Consider the following 17976-nt stretch of genomic DNA (forward strand, 5'->3'; position numbering starts at 1 on the left):
ATAATCAACAAAAATTAATCAATTGTTTTATAACTTCTTTGGCAGAATCTTCATTTAAAGGTTTATTCTTGTTAGTCAGAATTTGTCTTCCAATAACGTTCATTCCAATATATGACAATTGAGTTCTCATCGCTAATAAAACATATTGTCCACCACCACCACTATAGGTAGCTATAATTGCTGGTTTTCCATTAAAACAACCTCGCCAATCATCACCACTGACGCTTAACCAAGCGAGGAAATTATTTAAAGTAGGAGGAATGCTACCGTTATATTCAGGAGCGATAAAAATCATAGCTTCGGTATTAATTAAAGTGTCAGCTAATTGTTTTACTTTAGAAGGAATACCATATTCAGCTTGAAGTTTAGGAGTATAAAGAGGCAAATCTTCTTCTACTAAATCAATAATTTGGGTTGATTGCCCTATCTGTAGTGCAATTTTGCTAAGTTGGTGTGCTAATGCCAGATTATGATTATTACTAGCGACAATGATTGATATTCTCATACTATATATTTGACGTAAATTTAAAATATGAAGCTAAAATATATTTAATTTATTTATCGTAACTTTTGTGGGTGAATAAAAAAAATTTTATATTTTTATGATATAAATTTTTTGTTCCGGTTTCATTGTATCAAAATGGTGAGATTTACAACAAAAAGTTATATCATTAAGGTTTCTAAAGAACGATTTAAAACAGAGGTTGTTTGCCCAGAAACACTATAAACTAAAGCTTCACGATAAATTCTATTAGCATCATGATATTCTTGATTACTTTCACCTTTAGAACTAACAATAGCAGCGATGGCACAACGATAAGCTAAGCTAATAGCTTGTATTCTTAAATTCAATTTTTCTTCAAAGTTATCATGGGGTGAAATAACGACATCTAACATTTTTTGTTGTAAATTCTCTGTCTCGGTCTTTAATTTTAAATAACTTTCTTTAATATTTGATAAATTAATTTTTTGATAATTATTTTTGATAACTCTTAATCCAGCAAAACTACATCCTAAAGCAAAAAACCCATGATGTAAAATATTTTCTTGATCTTTTTGATGAATAGATTGATGAGGATTAATCATAACAACATCTTCGGAGGATAAAAACCAATGATTGAGTGTAGCTGTAACAGTATTCGTACTATTCATCGCACTAAGTTTCATCGGAACGCTAAAAGTTAAGTTATCATAATTTTGAAAAGGTACAACACCATATAATTCTCGTCCATCGGGTAAAACTGCACCAATAATAAAATAAGCAAAGATATTGTATCCCGTAATCCAAGGTACTACTCCTGTTAATTCATAACCTTTTTCGGTAGGATTTGCTATTAATAATGGTTTTCCTTGTCTTCTTAAATGAGAAAAACCGACACCACAAAATTGATTGTTAAGGATTATTTTTTGTAAATATTTTTCTTTTATAATTTTATTTGTACTTTTATTTAACATTGAGATTGCACTTTGATGTTGAGCTTGTAAAAATGATAATGCTCCAGAATACTTTGTTATCATTATTTGCCATGAATAAAAGCCTAAATTACTAATTTCAACACCACCATAATTTGATGATAATTTTAGTTGAAAAAAAGAAGCATTAGCTTGATTCATTTTCAAAAAAGTTTCTTTAAGAATATTACTATCTCTATCTATAATATTCGCTGTTAATAATACTTCTTCTTCTAAAAAAAATCTCCCTTGTTTTAAAATATTTTGCTCTAAGATGGTTAAACTTTGAGTCTTAGTTTCTAAAGAATCTATTGATAATAATAAATATTTTTTGTTAAATTTTCCTTTTAACTTTTGTTTCTCTTTTTGTTTTTTGAGAATATCTTTTTTATTTAATTTATAGGTTTTAATTAAAGTCTCTATTACTTCGTAAATATCTGCAATTTCTTCTGATAAATCATCTGGATTGGCAAAAAAGACTTCTTTTGATTCTTCTATCAATTTATATTTTAAAGCCTGTTTATATTCAGAATTAGACAATCTTTTTACTTGACATTTTTTATTCGTTGAGTTAATAATCTGAGGAATTTTATCTCTAATTAATTTTTGATATTCATTCATAATTTGAAATATAATAAAAATAAAGATCTTATTTAGATAGATTCTTATACATTTTGTTAAGTTCTCTTTATTAAAGTTCTCTTTATATAGCTATCCTATATGAATCGTGAGAATTTAATTATCTAATGAAGTTATCTTTTTAATTCTCTCAAAGTTGATACTAGAGATTCTCCATTGTCAATTTGTTTCAATATAGTCTAATTATAATATTTAATTATAAGTAATCAGGTTTATAAATATGTCAATAGATAATAATTTAACACCACAAGTTTATCAATGTATTATTAGTTGTGCCGTTTCTCAATTACCTCATATTCCTTTTGTATTCTCAGAAAAAGATTCTCCTCATCGATATTCATTAACCAGTCCTCTTTCTGACAATACTTTATCCCCATTTCTTATTGTGGGCGATCGCCAATTTTTTTCTTTAGAAATTAAAGATAGTAACCCAACCCAAAGGGGAATTTTAGATGAAAATTTAGATTTAGTGGAAAGTTTTGATCGTGAAAATTTAAAATCAGTTGGTGTACCAGATTTAGCCTTCACTTATCTAACACTAACTGAGTATAATCCTACCATCCCAGAATTATTTGACGGCTGGGAAGACTCAGAACATAATCAAGAATTAGTGATTATTAGTAATTATCAAAACTATCAAACATTAGAAGATTATCTGAAAATAACCCACCTTGAAGTAGGACAAGTTTTAGAATATTTACAAAAAACCTCAAAACTATGGAAAAGTTTTACTAAAATTGATTGTTGCCAAACTTTATTAAAATTAAATAACTTAAAAGTAGCTCAAGACGGTACGCTAATTATCGAGAAAATTTATTTAGATAATCCTCATGATCCACCTTTGTTAAGAGAATTAGTACAAACATGGGCTTATTTATTGGAAGATTTAAAAGGAGATTATCAATCTATTATTGCTGATTTAATGATTAAAATTGAATCTGGAGATATTGATGATATTAAACAATTACGCTCAGAGATACAAGTCATTATTCAAGAAATTGAAATTGAATCAATTTTAGAACAACAAGCAAAAGAAGAAGGAGAAGAAGTCATTTTTATTCCGGGAGAAGAAGAATTAAACGCCTTAGCAGGTCAATTTGACTACGAAGAATCAGAAGATCAAGAAGCTACTCAGATTAATAATTCTGATGGAGATGATCAACCTACCATTGTCCTTCCAATGAGGCTTTTAAGTCTTGCAAATGTTGGTTTAAGTGATATTGGAAGAAAAAGAGGACATAATGAAGATTGTTTTGCCATTGACACCTACATTAGAAAAAAAGAAAGTCCTCAAGGCATTTATTATGAAGGTAAAGGCTTGTTTATTGTGTGTGATGGTATGGGGGGTCATGCGGCGGGAGAAGTAGCCAGTGCCATGGCTGTAAAAAATATTTATCGTTATTTTCAAGATCATTGGACTGATGAACTTCCAGAAACCGAAATTATTAGAGAAGGTATCCTTCAGGCAAATCAAGCGATTTACTCCGCTAATATGGATAAAGGGCAAACAGGCTCAGGTAGAATGGGAACAACATTACTATTAACTCTTGTACAAGATACAAAAGTTGTCATCGCCCATGTCGGAGACAGTCGAATTTATCGAGTTACCCGAAAATGGGGATTAGAACAACTAACAACGGATCATTCTGTGGCACAATCAGAAATTAAGCAAGGTGTAGAATCAGATATTGCGTTTGCTAGACCTGACGCATATCAATTAACTCAAGCATTAGGTCCACGAGATGATGCTTTTGTTCATCCTGATATTAAATATTTAGATATTAAAGAAGATACCTTGTTACTAATGTGTTCTGATGGTTTATCTGATAATGATTTGTTAGAAAATCACTGGGAAACCGCTCTTTTACCTTTAATTAGTTCTAAAGCCAATATTGAAGAAGGAATTAGTCAAATTATCGATCTGGGCAACCAATTCAACGGTCATGATAACATTACCTGTATTTTAATTCGCATTAAAGTACAGCCTAACTTAGAACATCAAAACCCAATTTTCTAAACATTTATCCGTTGAAAAATTGTTGCACAAAAATCCGTAAATCATTATCATGGTTATTAAATAAGCTACTACGTTGGTGACTGCCAATCAAGTTTTTTGATCTATACTTGAGTTATAAGGAAACTAACAGAGTTCTTGTAGCAGTAAACCGAGCTTTTGTACTCGGAAACGAACGCAGAAACGTTGGTGTCCACCTGGTTTTCCAGGTCATAAACTGAGGTAAAACGGCGTAGTGGTTCATCATTAATGAGATATAACTCATGACTAATAAAATTTTAATCGTGATAAATCTATCAACCAAGAAAATTAAAGTCGAGAATGAAAGATTAAAAAATCGATACATATTTTTTGATTAAAAATTAGTTTAATAATGATTTTAGAAAAAATAAATATTAAAACTCTGACAGAAAAAGAACTAACTCAAGTATTAGAATTGGATGAACTTTGTTTTGGAGGTTTATGGAGTTTAGATGGTTATAAACGAGAAATTGAAAGCCCTAATAGTTTTTTATTAATTCTTACCGTCAATATCGATGAAAATGAAAAAGTAATTGGTTTAAGTTGTTTTTGGTCAATTCTTGAAGAAGCACATATAACTATTCTGGCGATACATCCTGATTTTCAAGGGCAAGGCTTAAGTAAATTATTATTAGGTAAATTATTAGAAGAAGCGGGAAATAAAAACTTAGAAAGAGCTACTTTAGAAGTAGGAGAAAATAATCATAAAGCCTTAAATTTATATCGAAAATTTGGATTTAAAGAAGCAGGAAGACGTAAAAAATATTATAAAAAAACAGGAGAGGATGCTTTAATTTTGTGGAAAAAAATTTAGTCTATTTTTATTTATTAATTGTTATGATGTGATTCAAAAAACAATTGTTTTCAGAAATCTCACAATTTTTATAGAGAGTAAAACTGGTATGATAATAAAACTATTAATAAAATATTTTCCTGAAACTCATCTAATACCAAGTATAGTCTCATCGGAATTGTTAATAATAAAGACTCATAAGTAGATGAAAATTAAAAACATTAAGAATCTCATTCCTCTATCAACTCTTTTTATTCTAATTATTGGACTTGTCGGTGCAACATTATTAACTCCAAAGTTAATTAAAATGCTAGATGAAGTTACAATTTCTCCTTTTCAAGAAAAGCCAGAATATAGACTTGATGCACCTTCTGAGGTTTTACCCTTAGCTGATATTTACCCTAAAGAACGACAAACTGCTTTAGAGGCGATCGCCAATCAAGAGAAACCGTCCTTAGACAGAAGTAGAGCAAGATTTTTATTAGCATCAGATATATTAAGAGGTGATTTTGACGGTGCAAAAGCCTTAAATTATCTCAAAAATTTAGATAAAGAATATCCTATATTAGCACCTTATATTTTATTAAGAGAAGGACGTGCTTATGAGCTAACAAATGACACCAAAAAAGCCCAAGAAATTTGGCAACAATTAATCACAGAATTTCCAGAAGAATTAGTAACAGCAGAAGCTTATTATAAACTAGGTAATTATGATCCACAATACTGGCAAAAAGCTATACAAAAATTTCCTCAATACCCCCGAACTCATGAAATTACACGTAAATTATTAGAAAAAAATCCTAAACAAAAAGATTTATTATTATTGTTAGCAACCTATGATTTATCACCTCAAACTAAACCCATTTTAGATCGATTAGTGAAAGAATTTAGTAAAGAATTAAAGCCTATTGAATGGGATATTATTGCTAATAATTACTGGCAAAATGGCAATTATTTACAAGCCGCTCAAGCCTATCAAAAAGGTACATCTACTCCCGAAAATTTGTATCGTATTGCCAGAGGTTATCAGGTATCTAACAAAAAAACCGAAGCAAAAAGTTTTTATCTGAAATTAGTTAATCAATTTCCCGATGCACCTGATACGGGTTTAGCCTTAAGACGATTAGCGACTATGACTCAAGGAGATGAAGCTATATCTTATCTTAATAAAGTTGATAAAAAATTTCCCCAAGAAGCATCAAAAGCCTTAAATCAAAAAGCAACCATTTTAACTCTTTTGGGTAGATTTTCCGAAGCAACTCAAACTAGAGATCAATTATTACAACAATATCCCAATTCTAACGAAGCGGCGGATTCTCGTTGGCAAATAGCTCAAGAATTCGCAAAAAATAATAACCTTGTATCTGCTTGGCAATGGGCACAACAAATTAGTGTTGATAATCCTGATAGTGATGTTGCACCAAAAGCCGCTTTTTGGGTAGGTAAATGGGCAGAAAAATTAGGGCAAAAACAGGAGGCTCAAAAGGCTTTTCAATTTGTATTAGAAAGATACCCTCACTCATATTATGCTTGGAGATCGGCTGTAAGACTGGGGAAAGATGTGGGTGATTTTACTACTATTCGGAATTTACCATTAAAAGTAGAAACTCCTCAAACTAGACCCATTCCTCCTACAGGTTCTAATATGTTTAAAGAGTTATTTTTGTTAGGAGAAAATCAAGAAGCTATTGATTTATTTAGAGGGGAAGTAGGTAATAAACCAACTATTACGGTATCAGAACAATTTATTCAAGGATTAATAAAGCAAATTCAAGGAGAAAATTTACAAGGAATTAATACTATTTGGGATTTAAAAAATCGTCGAGACAATCCTGAAGATTATCGAGAATGGCAAATATTAAGAAATAGTCCAGAATATTGGCATGGCTTATTTCCCTTTCACTATGAGGATTTAATCGTAAAATGGTCAACAGAAAGAAAGCTAAATCCATTTTTAGTAGTGTCTCTTATTCGCCAAGAATCACGATTTGAGAAAGAAATTAAATCCCCTGTTGGTGCGACAGGTTTAATGCAGATTATGCCGGAGACTGGAGAATGGATTGCACCACAAATCAACGTCAAAAAATACTCTCTAACTGATCCTAATGATAATATTCAGATGGGAACGTGGTATTTGAATCATACTCATGAAACTTATAATGGTAATTCCTTACTAGCAGTTGCCAGTTATAATGCAGGACCTGGAAATGTTGCCAACTGGTTACAACGCTATAGTTTAAATGATTTTGATGAGTTTGTCGAAAATATTCCTTTTCCAGAAACTAAAGGTTATATTGAGTCAGTTTTTGGTAATTACTGGAATTATGTTGAATTATACCAACCTCAAATAGAAGATAAAAAACAACCTTAATTCTAACCTGAGTTCGACACAAGAGAAATGGTGAAGACGAGACAGGTGGACAAGTAGAATGGAAGAAAACTTCTCAATATTCGATGCACTTTTGAGAGAATTTTATTGATTCACAAAAAATATAATCTGCCTGTCTGCCTGTCTTCCAAGTCAGTTCTCACCAATAATTTTATATCAAACTCAGGTAAACTGAGGTGTCGATTAGGGAAGTATTAAATTTCCTAAATCATAAATACCTGTTTTATCAGCAGGAATTTCAAAAATCTTCGATTGAGGTGGATCTGTAAATAATTTTAATTCGTAACGTCCGGGTTTTAAACCTAGTAAAGCAAATTTACCTACTTTATTCGTAAACAAGGTGACAGGTGTCCAATTAGCATCAGATAGTGATGTTATTTCACCACTTTGTAAGGCGATCACATCACCAGCACTATTTTTAAGCACTCCCTTTAAAAAAACTGTGGCTTCAGTGCCGACAACAACAACAGTACCGCTTTTATAACTAGGTAAAAGACTGAAAATTGTATTGCCCAAATCATAACCCAAAGGCATATTTGGTGCATCGACTCGAATATTTGTCACCGTATAAGAACTTAAATCAGGTACAACCGCAGGACCAAAAAAACTGGTTTGAGCTACATAACCATATAAATTAGGATTTACTCCCACTAATTGATTGGCAAAATTATCGTTACGGGCAACCATTACAAAACTATCATTAACAGGGCGAGTCCAACCAAAACGTCCATCAGCATAAACAAAAGCCGTACCAAAACTTAAATTTGTTCCTTGACGGGATTGATCATAATCGTGATTAAGATTCATCGTACCAAAAAAACCTCGATAATCTAGCCCTAATCTTGCACCAACATAACTCGGTGATGGATTATTTCTCAAGCCAATGGTCGTATTAATACTATTGTAAGGTGCTGGGCTTCTTATGTTCCATGTTATTTCACTAATTTGTTCTCTTTGACTACTCACATCGTTTCTAAGTGTAAGAGATTGTAGTGATGAGGTTCGTAATAAATTAAATAAAAATTGAGTTTCTCTTGTGCCTGATTGTTCTTGACGGTTATTGAGAGTAAGATTTAACTGAAAACTATTGCCCAAATTTTGATTAATACCTAATGCCATACGGTAAGCATTCGGCTGGTTTAAACTACCAATTTGATAACCTAAATTAAGATTAATTCCTAAACCATTAAATAAAGTTTGACTATAATTAAAACCAAAATTCCACGCTACATTATTAGTTGAATCGCTGAAAATATTTAAAGGATTGCCAATACTGAGATTACCAAAACGTTGAAAATAAGGACCTAAATATTCTACCTCAAAGCCAAAAGTTGGTAATTTTGTCTGATTGCCTCCTAATGCTAAATATTGATAACGTAATCGAAAAGCATGATCGAACCCAATAGGATTACTGCTTAACGCCATATCCCAACCAATATTACCCAAGGAAGTTGCTAATGTGCCTTCTGTGCCGATAATTTGTTGCACTCCTGCTAGTTGAAAATAGCCTCCAAGGGTAAGAGTTGGTGTAATACCCTGTCGATAGAAACCTACTAAAATCGGTTTGCTGGTGTCATAACTTCTGGTGCTGTTTTGACTATAAGAAGGAATACCTAAACCGAAAGCAAATTGTTGTAATCCTACGTCTAATAAATCGGAAGCTAGGGGAAGAGCAAAGGATAGATTTCGAGTTTGTCCTGTATTGTCAGTAATCTGTAATGTGACATTATTTAAACCTGTATTAAGGGAAAAATTACGAATGTCTTGAGGACCTGCTGGAAGTTGCAAAGTTTGTCGCAGTAAGCCATTGACAAAAATTTCCACCCGTGAAGGACGTTCTAAAAAAAACTCAAATTGTCCTGTAGGTAAAGTTGATAGATAAGGTTGTAGGGAAAAATTGCGAATAACACCTATTCCTGCCATGGGTATAAAACTTTGATAACCTCGTGTTGAACTAAATAAATCGCCCATGACGTAACGAATACCACGCTGTGGATCATCTTTCACTAAACGAATATCAGCTCTAGTCCACGGTGTATTACTGCTTTCGATAAAACTACCACTTCCTTCTAAAACCCATCCTTGATAATTAATTGCCCCATCTAATCCTAGGTTAAAAGGTTGTCGCCCTAAATTTGAGATATTTGTACCATCCCACGCATAAAATTGATTTCCTCTTAAATTAATAAAGGCACTAAGATTACTAGGTTTTAGAGCATTAGCGGCTTCTTTGGGAATACGAGAATTTCCTGATCCATAAACAATGGTTTTACGAAGATTTGGGGGGATTTGCACCCGTAATTCTAGCGATCGTTCATTAAAAGTAGCATCTAGTCCTGTGGATTGTAATGCCGTAAGGGTTAAATTACCACTTTGATCTACTAAACCTTCGAGACGGCTTTGAATATCAGGACGAGCATATTGTGCCGTCTTTTTTAAGAAAGTATCCCCTGTAATTTGTAAATTACTACTACCCCCTAAAGAAACAAAAATAATAATTTGTCCCTGATCTAAATCATTAATATAAAAAGGTACGATAACCCGTTGCACTCCTGTTGGCTTAGGGCGTTTAAAAACTCTCTCAAAGATTTCATCACTATTTTCGTTTACTGTAGGGGTTTCTGTTTTGGGTTTTATTTCCTGCTCAGTATTTTGAGATATTTCTGGTAAAGACAAAGAAGCGAGGGGAATAATTCTCTTGTTATCGTTATGATCTATGGGAATTAATGAATTTAAAGTAATTAAAAGATTCCAATACATAATGTGATCGTGATGATAATAATTAATGAGAAAAATAGTTATAATCTAAACACTTTTATCAAGTTTTTATATTTTTGTAAGGATAATGTTCTTAAGTCGTCAGATTCTTTCTATGATGTTATTATGTTTATCCTTGAGATCATCGATGGTGATAGTCAAACCTTTACAGGCTCAAATTATTTATCCTGATCATACTATCGTTTCTTCAGTCAAGAAGGTTAATTCTTTAACAGCAATTAGTCAAACTTCTGATGAGAGAGCAGAAATGTTATTTGAAAAAGGAGTTAATCAAGGAGAAGCTGGTAATTATTCTTTAGCAGTGACATTATTTTCTCAAGTAATCAGTTTAAGTTCTCTTTCTCCTGAAGCGTATTATAATCGTGGTTTGTCTTTTGAACGTTTAGGTAAATCTGCTCAGGCGATCGCAGACTATAATGAAACTTTACGATTAGATAATTTATATGTTCCAGCTTATATTAATCGAGGAAATCTTTACAGCCAACAAGGTAATCACCAAAAAGCGGTAATAGACTTTAGTCGTGCTATTGAAGTTGATCCGAATCGTTACAAGGCTTACTATAACAGAGCAAATAGTTATTTTCAATTAACAAACTATCAACAAGCCATCGCAGATTATGAAATTGTTTTAGTTTTACAACCTGATTATATTGATGCGATATACAATCGAGGCTTAACTTATTATCAATTAGGTGAATTAGATCATGCCAGAAAAGATTTATTTCAAGCCGCCCAACAATACCTAAATAAAGGCGATCGTAATAACTATTTAGAAGCATTAGAACGCATCACCGAATTAAACCTGTAGCACATAGCATATGCCCTCTTGATTTAATCCCCTGAGGGGGCGACAACGGACTCATAATGCAGATTGGATAAGGGAAATAGCCCTCATACCTTGACGATAATAGAACTGTTTCTGAGGAAATAAAGAGATTAACTCTTCTAATTGGTCTTGGAAAAAGCAGATTTCACTTAGCCATTTTATGGCATTTAAACCAATAGAAAAATTACTATATCTTTTATATCTTCTTCCTTTTTCTGTGGGACGAACTAAATATTCACTTATCCCTTTTCTTTTAATTTCTTCTCCTATAAATGTTGAATAACTATAGGCTAAGGTTATTCGTATAATTAAAGAAATTAGTCGTTCATTCTCAACTTTAGTGCTCTCTAAATCATATCCTCCTAATTTCAAATCTCTAAACATTTCTTCTATACCCATTCTTTTGAAATAAGCGGAGATTGTTTCCGACATACTTGCTAAATTTGTGAGAATAAACCATGGCTCTTTACTAAATTTATAACCATAGTTTTTTTTCCACTTGCTGTTAAATTAATTCCTGAAAATTCCTTCATTTTTGTAACTTTTATTCCTCGATAATATACCGAGAATCCTGGAGATAAACCTAATTCACTTAATCGAAACCATATATCAGTTTCTAACTGGGCATATTCACTCTTTTTTAAAAGTAGAGATAAATAAACTTCTTTCTCTAATGATAACCACTTTGCTAAATCCACAGAGCAAAATTCTCTATCTCCTAAAACGATTATTTTATATTCAATAAATAAATTTATACTTGGTTTTAATACTTGTTTTTGTCCTAATAAATTACTGCTTCCTTTTTTATCTAGCAAGGTAAAATATACTGGAATAACTCGTTGATTATAAACTAAACTTACCATCAATATATTAATATTTTGCCACTGTGTTCTATCAATTACTAAATAGATGACTTTTTTCTATTATTATTAATATAAAAACTGAAAACATCTCATCTTTATCCAGATTACCATGTTCAATCCCTTATAGAATCCTCTATTTAGCTTCATTGTCGCTCTCTCAGCTTAATTAATTTGGGTGCAAAATTAATTCGAGTGTAAGCCTTGCACCCCTACGATAAAATTGATGTTTTTTTAATTTGTTGGGGGATATGGTATATGCTCGATATTATATGTGGTATTTACGTTTATTTTTGGCGGTGGGTTTTGACGCATTTTTTGGGCGTAACCTTCTGTGGCGTTCGGTTTGATGGTTAAGGTTTTGGGTGGCGTTGAGGGAGAATTTTTATGCCCGTTTGGGGGATTTTCTGCGGAAACCACCGATGGGGTGAGGGTGATTAATAATAAACAAAGAATTTTAAATAAAAAAGAAATATTCATAAAATACCTCCAATACCCTAGAGGAATTTTTATGTTTAGGTTTTCTTCCTTTTAGGTAATTTAACGATTAATTTCAACTGTAGCGGTAACTTCTCCTACAGGCAATTCTTGAGGCCAAGGAATGATAAATTGACGTTTATTACCTGCAAGGATATTTTTACCCTCAACACTATTTAGTTGTTGTTTTGTTAGGATAATAGACTGATTTTGATTATTATTTGAAGTAAGTTTAATCTCTACATCTCTTAATAACTGATGAGCAGTTCCTTTATTTTCAAATAGAATAACTAATTGATCTTTACCCTCGTCATTTTTTCGATGACTAACACTTTCTAAAACCAGACTAGACTTGATATTTCTGGGTGTAATATAAATTGCTCCTTGATGATTAAACAGAGCTGAAATATTAACACGAATACCTTGAGATGGTTGTTGTTCAATAGTCTCTGGTTTTTCTTCCGTCTTTACAGGAATTGGTACTTGTGCCGTTATCATCCAATAAGCTAACTCTTGAGGAGGTTGTGGATCTCCTACCCAAGTAAGTCTGACACTTTGGCTTTCACCAGGTTTAAGTATAATCTGAGGAGGATAAAGTAAAAAGTCATCTTCAACTAATGATTGGGATTCGTTACCATCAATATCAATTTCTCGTTTAGTACAATAAATTTCTACCGCTAGAATTTCTTTACTAACGTTCTCTATTAAAAATGTTTTAGTAACACCACTTCCCACAGGTGACAATTTGGCGGTAGTAGGAACTACAAGGAAACTAGATTGGGCTAAAGTAGAAGGAATTGTTAAACAATTCAATCCCATAATTGCGAAAAGAGTTAACCCAATCTTATAAAATCTTTTCATCTTTTTAGCCCCTAATTTCTATCAATAAACATTTTGATCCGTTAACTTCTATGACAATAAAATATTTAATTATCAGAAATTAACTAGCATCATTTGTTACGGTAAAAGTGACAGTTGCGTTATAAGTACCAGATGGTTTACTTATAAGATCAGTATTTGCCACTTCGATTTTGATAGAACGATCACAACCACCAGCATCAGAACAATCAGTACTAAAATCTTCACTACCTCCTGCCATTGCAGTAGCTGTATCTGTTAACGTAGCAACAGCACCACTTTGATAGCCTAGTTTAAATGGAATTTTATAAGTGTCTAACGTGTCATGAACAAGAGAAGAAGTATTCGTTGCTGCCCCATTGACTTTAACTGTAAACCCAAATTCACCATTAGCTGCAATTTTTAATGTACCAATTTCTGTTGTATTTACAAGCCCAGCATGGGTTGTCGTACCATTAGTTGATGTGTGAGTAATAGATACATTAGATACAGGAGTAAAACTCGAACTTACATAAGGATTATTCTCAACGGTAATTGTATCAGCTAATGCAACTTGAGGAATGATCGCACCTGCACTGAGAATCAAACCAGAAACCAAAGCAATTCGACTTAAAGATTTCGTAAACATAATATTTTCCTCCTTCTACATAACCTTGCGGGTGGTATTGTTTGTATCGCTCGTTGGTTAGTAGATTGAATTTGTTGTTTTTTCTTATACTCTTATTATGACCAAAGCCCAAGGGAAAACCATCGGTTATAACACTCAACTTTCTCTGAAGTCGAAAAATCATTACTAAAGATAAATACCGACTCAGTAATACTTACTTTGGATCATCTTCATCTAAAAAATATATATAAACTTACTTTATAAATGATAGAACTTAAGTACTAATACTAAGATTAAGGGTAGAAAAATGAACATTTTTATATATAAGTATTTCTGCTACCCTCACCAAAAAACTTTTTCAGCAAACCTTATTTACATCTTTATCGAAAATTTTATGTCAAACTCAGATTTAATTAACTGTCAAAATTCCACATCACTGGATTATCATCTAAATGTTTTGTTACTTCATTGCCAATAGAGCTTATTTTTATTAAATCTTCTTCCGTTAACCTGATCTTTATCGCTTCGGCATTTTCTTTTACCTGTTGCAAATTTCTTGCCCCGACAATAGCATTACTTTTTGGTTGTTTTATTAACCAAGCGATCGCTAATTGTCCAAGTGTACATTTATATTCTTGAGCAATGGGAGTCAATTTAGTTAAAGCAAGTTGCACTCTTTCCCAATGAGGAGATTGAAATAAACGATGATCTTTGCGATGATCACCTTCAGGGAAGTTAGGATTATTGCCGAATTTTCCTGTTAAAATTCCTTGAGCTAAAGATGAATAAGCTAGGATGGAGATATTATGTTCAACACAATAAGGTTGAATTTCTTTTTCCACTCCACGCCAAAAAAGAGAATAAGGAGGCTGAATACTGTCAATTTGTCCATAAACTGAAGCTTCTGCTAATTGTTGACAAGAAAAGTTAGATACTCCAATTGCTCTAATTTTACCCTCTTGTTTCAACTGATTTAAGGCTTTCATCGTTTCCTCTATGGGTACAATTTCACTTTTCCAACTACCAGAAGGCCAATGAATTTGATATAAATCAATATAGTCTGTTTGTAAATTGCTCAAAGAATTATGACAAGCAGTGATCACTTGATCGTATTTCATATGATTAGCAAAAACTTTAGTGGCATAAATAACTTTATCTCTTACCTCTTTTAAGGCTTGGCTGACAATTCTTTCTGAATGTCCTTCTCCATATACTTCTGCTGTGTCAATGGTAGTAATACCTACCTCAAAAGCCTCTCGAATTGCTTTTATGCTATCAGTATCTTCAATACCTACCCACATTCTTTTTCCTGCTTGCCATGTACCCATGATTATAGGTGTAATGTACAAATCAGAGTTCCCTAACTGTCTTGTTTCCATTTTTCGTACTCAGTTTTTATCTAATTCAATCATAATTAATGTAGGGGTGAATGGCATTCACCCAAATTATTGCCCAATTTTTTAGCAAAATTAAATTTGTTCCGAAAAAGAAGGTAAAAATATCTCTAAATATTCTGCTAATTTGATCCACAATCTTAGTTGATTATTCTTTTTAAAAGATCCATTATTTAAGGATAATTGTGGTAATAATTGTTGGTGTAAAAAATCATAATAAATTTCTTGAATTTTATCTAACCAGAGATTTAGTTTTAGTTTTTTACCTACAGTTATTAGTTTGTTTATTAATTGAATATCCGTTTCTAATGTCTCGGAGCTTTCTTGTGATAAGATTTTTTGAACACAGGATAAAATTAAATTTTCAAGGGTTTTTTTCCCTTTTGGTATCTCTAACTTACATCTTAGATCATCAGCTTCTATTGCGATCACTTCTAAATCAATCAAATAAGGCTCTAAATTATCTAAATCAGGTTTTTCATTATTAATAGCCTCAATCACTTTCAGACAACGATAAGAAATGGCAACTTCTGCCGCTACTTGCAATTCTTGAGGAATAGGCACTTCATCTCGTTGAAAAGCTAGTAAAATACTATAATTATCCCGATAAACTTGAGTATAAAGCTGATCAAGTCTTTTTTTCGTAGTAGTGGTCAATTTTTCCATGATTGATAACCTTTCTTCGGCAAAAAGATGCTTTAAATCAAAAGATTTATTACCGAATAGCCTACTCATACTCAAAATCAAATCGACGATGCTAGTTTGTTTCAACATCGAAAACAATTCTTCTTTCATCTGAGTATAAGCCAAACGACTAGAAAAAGGCTGAATACAACAGTGAAAATCCCAACCACCAAGATGTAAGACTGCGAAGATAAAATGTCCACTTTCCCAAGTGATATTAGATGTTAAACGCACTTGTCCTATTGCCAACGTCAAAGAACCTATCTGTTGTTTTTGATAATCTAATTGTCGAGTAGAATAACAGTAAATAGTTTCCTCATCTTGATAGTTATTATATAAAGAACTTAGTGCATAATGGGCAGTTACCTGTTCTAAGTTTACTTTCGATGGTATTACGCCTTGACGATAAACACCTTCACCGTTGCCATATTCTTTAATGTTACTAGGTGCTTCGGCTAAACGAGTTATAAATTCTTTTTCTAATTGCACTCCAGCAATTTCTCCAGCTAACTCCACAGCATGGGAAGCATAACGTAATATTTGTGTACCTTCGGGGCGAGAAATTTCTTCAAAAAACCATCCACAACTGGTAAACATCAATAGGGAATTTTTTTGTATCTCTAATAATCTTAAAGCGTCAATTTCTTCTGATGGAGATAATATATGACTACCATGACGAGATAAAAACTCTTTAATAGTATCCCGATTACGATCTAAAATAACTTGTATATATTCATCTCTAGCTAACCAAGGATTTTTGAAATAGTGATAACCCACATCCTCATAAACTTTTGTTAACTCGTCTCGTAACCAATTTAAGGTTTCTCGTAAGGGTTTACGCCATTTTTGATGATATTCACCACCACCACCGCAACCACAGTCATCTTTCCACCTTTCAACACCGTGATAACAACTCCAAGCCGTAACAGGTTTTAATTCAACTTCCCATGTCGGCGTTACTAAACTAAGATAATGTGCATAGTTAGTTACTGTCCATCCTTGTTGTGGAAATTCTTGAGTAAAAGCATAAGCAAGACATTTTTCTGTATCTTTTTTGTGATGACCAAAGGTTTCACCATCGGTAGCTACTGAAATAATTTGCGATGGGCGATTATCACCTCTCACTGCTGATTTTAAACGAGAGTAAAAATGATGACTGCTTAATAAAACATCACCAAAGCCCATATCTCCCGAAATAGGACCATCATAAAAGAAAATATCAATATAATCTTCCTCGTTAATATAGCATCGATAAGGGCGAGTAGGGTCAATTTGTCCTCCTCCTACTTCTAACCATTCATCATTCTCTCTAATAATTGGGCGACATCTTTCGGCTTGGGTTGGTGCAAGGATAATAAATTTAATCCCCTCAGCAATTAATACCTCTAACGTCGGATAATCTACCGCCGTTTCTGCTAACCACATTCCTTCAGGTTGTCTGCCAAAACGATGATAAAAGTCTGCTTTTCCCCATCTTACTTGGGTATATTTATCTCTTTCATTGGCAAGAGGAAGAATAATATGATTATACACTTGAGCGATGGCATTACCATGACCATTTAATCGTTGACAACTAAGATGATCGGCTTCTATTATTTTTTCATAGACTTTGCGATCATACTTTTCTAACCATGACATCAGAGTTGCACCGATATTAAAACTCATGTATTCATAGTTATTGACAATGCCGACAATGTTACCATCGTTATTGAAAATACGAGCAAAAGCATTATTACGATAACATTCATAAAAAATACGCTCATTCCAATCATGAAAAGGTTGAGCGCTGGGCTGTCTTTCAATGACGTTAAGGTAAGGGTTTTCTCTGGGAGGTTGATAAAAATGTCCATGTACTGTAATATAAACGCCCTTGGCTTGATGTAGAGAAGAATCATCAAGATTCAAAGGTTTATGAATAGGGTTTTTAATAGGAGTGGTGATAGTCATAGATTAAAAAAAATATTGCTTCTACTATTTAAACCTAATTCTCTATTACTGAATGTTCATTAAGGAAAATTTACTGAAAAAATTCAGATACAAAGAGAATATAATCAGATAATAGTCTTTAATTAGCAAATATTTTGATGATTAAAAACTTTATTACGGTGATAATTTAGATATTCTTAAAAATCATATTGATGATGAAATAATAGATTTAATTTATCTTGATCCTCCTTTCAATTC

The 17976-nt window shown here is 32.5% G+C and carries 14 protein-coding genes and 1 other RNA gene; 5 read left to right on the plus strand and 10 right to left on the minus strand.

The window, feature by feature from the left end; genetic code table 11:
- Positions 1–4: 4 nt before the first annotated feature.
- The gene (locus GM3708_RS14140; protein WP_066348275.1) at positions 5–505 is read right to left on the minus strand and encodes an NADPH-dependent FMN reductase; all 501 of its coding nucleotides are present in this window, start codon (positions 503–505) and stop codon (positions 5–7) included.
- A 158-nt stretch (positions 506–663) separates the two neighbouring features.
- Positions 664–2073 (minus strand): nucleoside triphosphate pyrophosphohydrolase, encoded by a 1410-nt coding sequence (locus tag GM3708_RS14145; protein WP_066348279.1) that lies wholly within the window; start codon positions 2071–2073, stop codon positions 664–666.
- A gap of 238 nt (positions 2074–2311) precedes the next feature.
- Between GM3708_RS14145 and GM3708_RS14150 the strand changes: the two genes are divergently transcribed.
- From GM3708_RS14150 to GM3708_RS14165, 4 genes are all read left to right on the plus strand, one after another.
- Entirely contained in the window at positions 2312–4108 is a 1797-nt protein-coding gene (locus GM3708_RS14150) for a serine/threonine phosphatase (RefSeq protein ID WP_066348281.1), read from the plus strand.
- Between the two features lie 59 nt (positions 4109–4167).
- Positions 4168–4351: non-coding RNA, 6S RNA (gene ssrS, locus GM3708_RS14155), on the plus strand.
- 127 nt (positions 4352–4478) lie between these two features.
- Positions 4479–4940: a ribosomal protein S18-alanine N-acetyltransferase gene (gene rimI, locus GM3708_RS14160; RefSeq protein ID WP_066348288.1), complete on the plus strand. Its 462-nt coding sequence runs from the start codon at positions 4479–4481 to the stop codon at positions 4938–4940.
- Between the two features lie 184 nt (positions 4941–5124).
- Positions 5125–7290: a transglycosylase SLT domain-containing protein gene (locus GM3708_RS14165; RefSeq protein WP_066348290.1), complete on the plus strand. Its 2166-nt coding sequence runs from the start codon at positions 5125–5127 to the stop codon at positions 7288–7290.
- A 201-nt stretch (positions 7291–7491) separates the two neighbouring features.
- Here the strand turns inward: GM3708_RS14165 and GM3708_RS14170 are convergent, their stop codons facing one another.
- On the minus strand, positions 7492–10068 hold the full coding sequence (locus GM3708_RS14170; protein ID WP_066348292.1) for a fimbria/pilus outer membrane usher protein: 2577 nt from the start codon (positions 10066–10068) through the stop codon (positions 7492–7494).
- A gap of 145 nt (positions 10069–10213) precedes the next feature.
- Here GM3708_RS14170 and GM3708_RS14175 point away from each other — a divergent pair, with 145 nt between their 5' ends.
- Positions 10214–10894 carry a tetratricopeptide repeat protein gene (locus GM3708_RS14175; protein ID WP_231932957.1) on the plus strand — a complete coding sequence of 227 codons (681 nt, stop codon included), beginning with the start codon at positions 10214–10216 and terminating at the stop codon, positions 10892–10894.
- A gap of 51 nt (positions 10895–10945) precedes the next feature.
- Here the strand turns inward: GM3708_RS14175 and GM3708_RS14180 are convergent, their stop codons facing one another.
- The 7 genes from GM3708_RS14180 to GM3708_RS14210 form a co-directional block, all read right to left on the minus strand.
- Positions 10946–11344 carry a hypothetical protein gene (locus GM3708_RS14180; protein ID WP_066348295.1) on the minus strand — a complete coding sequence of 133 codons (399 nt, stop codon included), beginning with the start codon at positions 11342–11344 and terminating at the stop codon, positions 10946–10948.
- Between the two features lie 5 nt (positions 11345–11349).
- Positions 11350–11775: a hypothetical protein gene (locus tag GM3708_RS14185; protein ID WP_066348298.1), complete on the minus strand. Its 426-nt coding sequence runs from the start codon at positions 11773–11775 to the stop codon at positions 11350–11352.
- A gap of 231 nt (positions 11776–12006) precedes the next feature.
- Positions 12007–12252 (minus strand): hypothetical protein, encoded by a 246-nt coding sequence (locus GM3708_RS14190; RefSeq protein ID WP_066348301.1) that lies wholly within the window; start codon positions 12250–12252, stop codon positions 12007–12009.
- Between the two features lie 60 nt (positions 12253–12312).
- Positions 12313–13110 carry a fimbria/pilus periplasmic chaperone gene (locus tag GM3708_RS14195; RefSeq protein ID WP_066348303.1) on the minus strand — a complete coding sequence of 266 codons (798 nt, stop codon included), beginning with the start codon at positions 13108–13110 and terminating at the stop codon, positions 12313–12315.
- 79 nt (positions 13111–13189) lie between these two features.
- Entirely contained in the window at positions 13190–13735 is a 546-nt protein-coding gene (locus GM3708_RS14200; protein ID WP_066348305.1) for a hypothetical protein, read from the minus strand.
- Between the two features lie 392 nt (positions 13736–14127).
- Complete coding sequence (locus tag GM3708_RS14205) at positions 14128–15093, minus strand: aldo/keto reductase (RefSeq protein WP_066348307.1); 966 nt, start codon at positions 15091–15093, stop codon at positions 14128–14130.
- A gap of 90 nt (positions 15094–15183) precedes the next feature.
- The gene (locus GM3708_RS14210; RefSeq protein ID WP_066348310.1) at positions 15184–17739 is read right to left on the minus strand and encodes a DUF3536 domain-containing protein; all 2556 of its coding nucleotides are present in this window, start codon (positions 17737–17739) and stop codon (positions 15184–15186) included.
- Positions 17740–17976 lie beyond the last annotated feature (237 nt).

Origin of the sequence: Geminocystis sp. NIES-3708, from assembly GCF_001548095.1 — a bacterium.
Classification (GTDB): Bacteria; Cyanobacteriota; Cyanobacteriia; order Cyanobacteriales; family Cyanobacteriaceae; genus Geminocystis.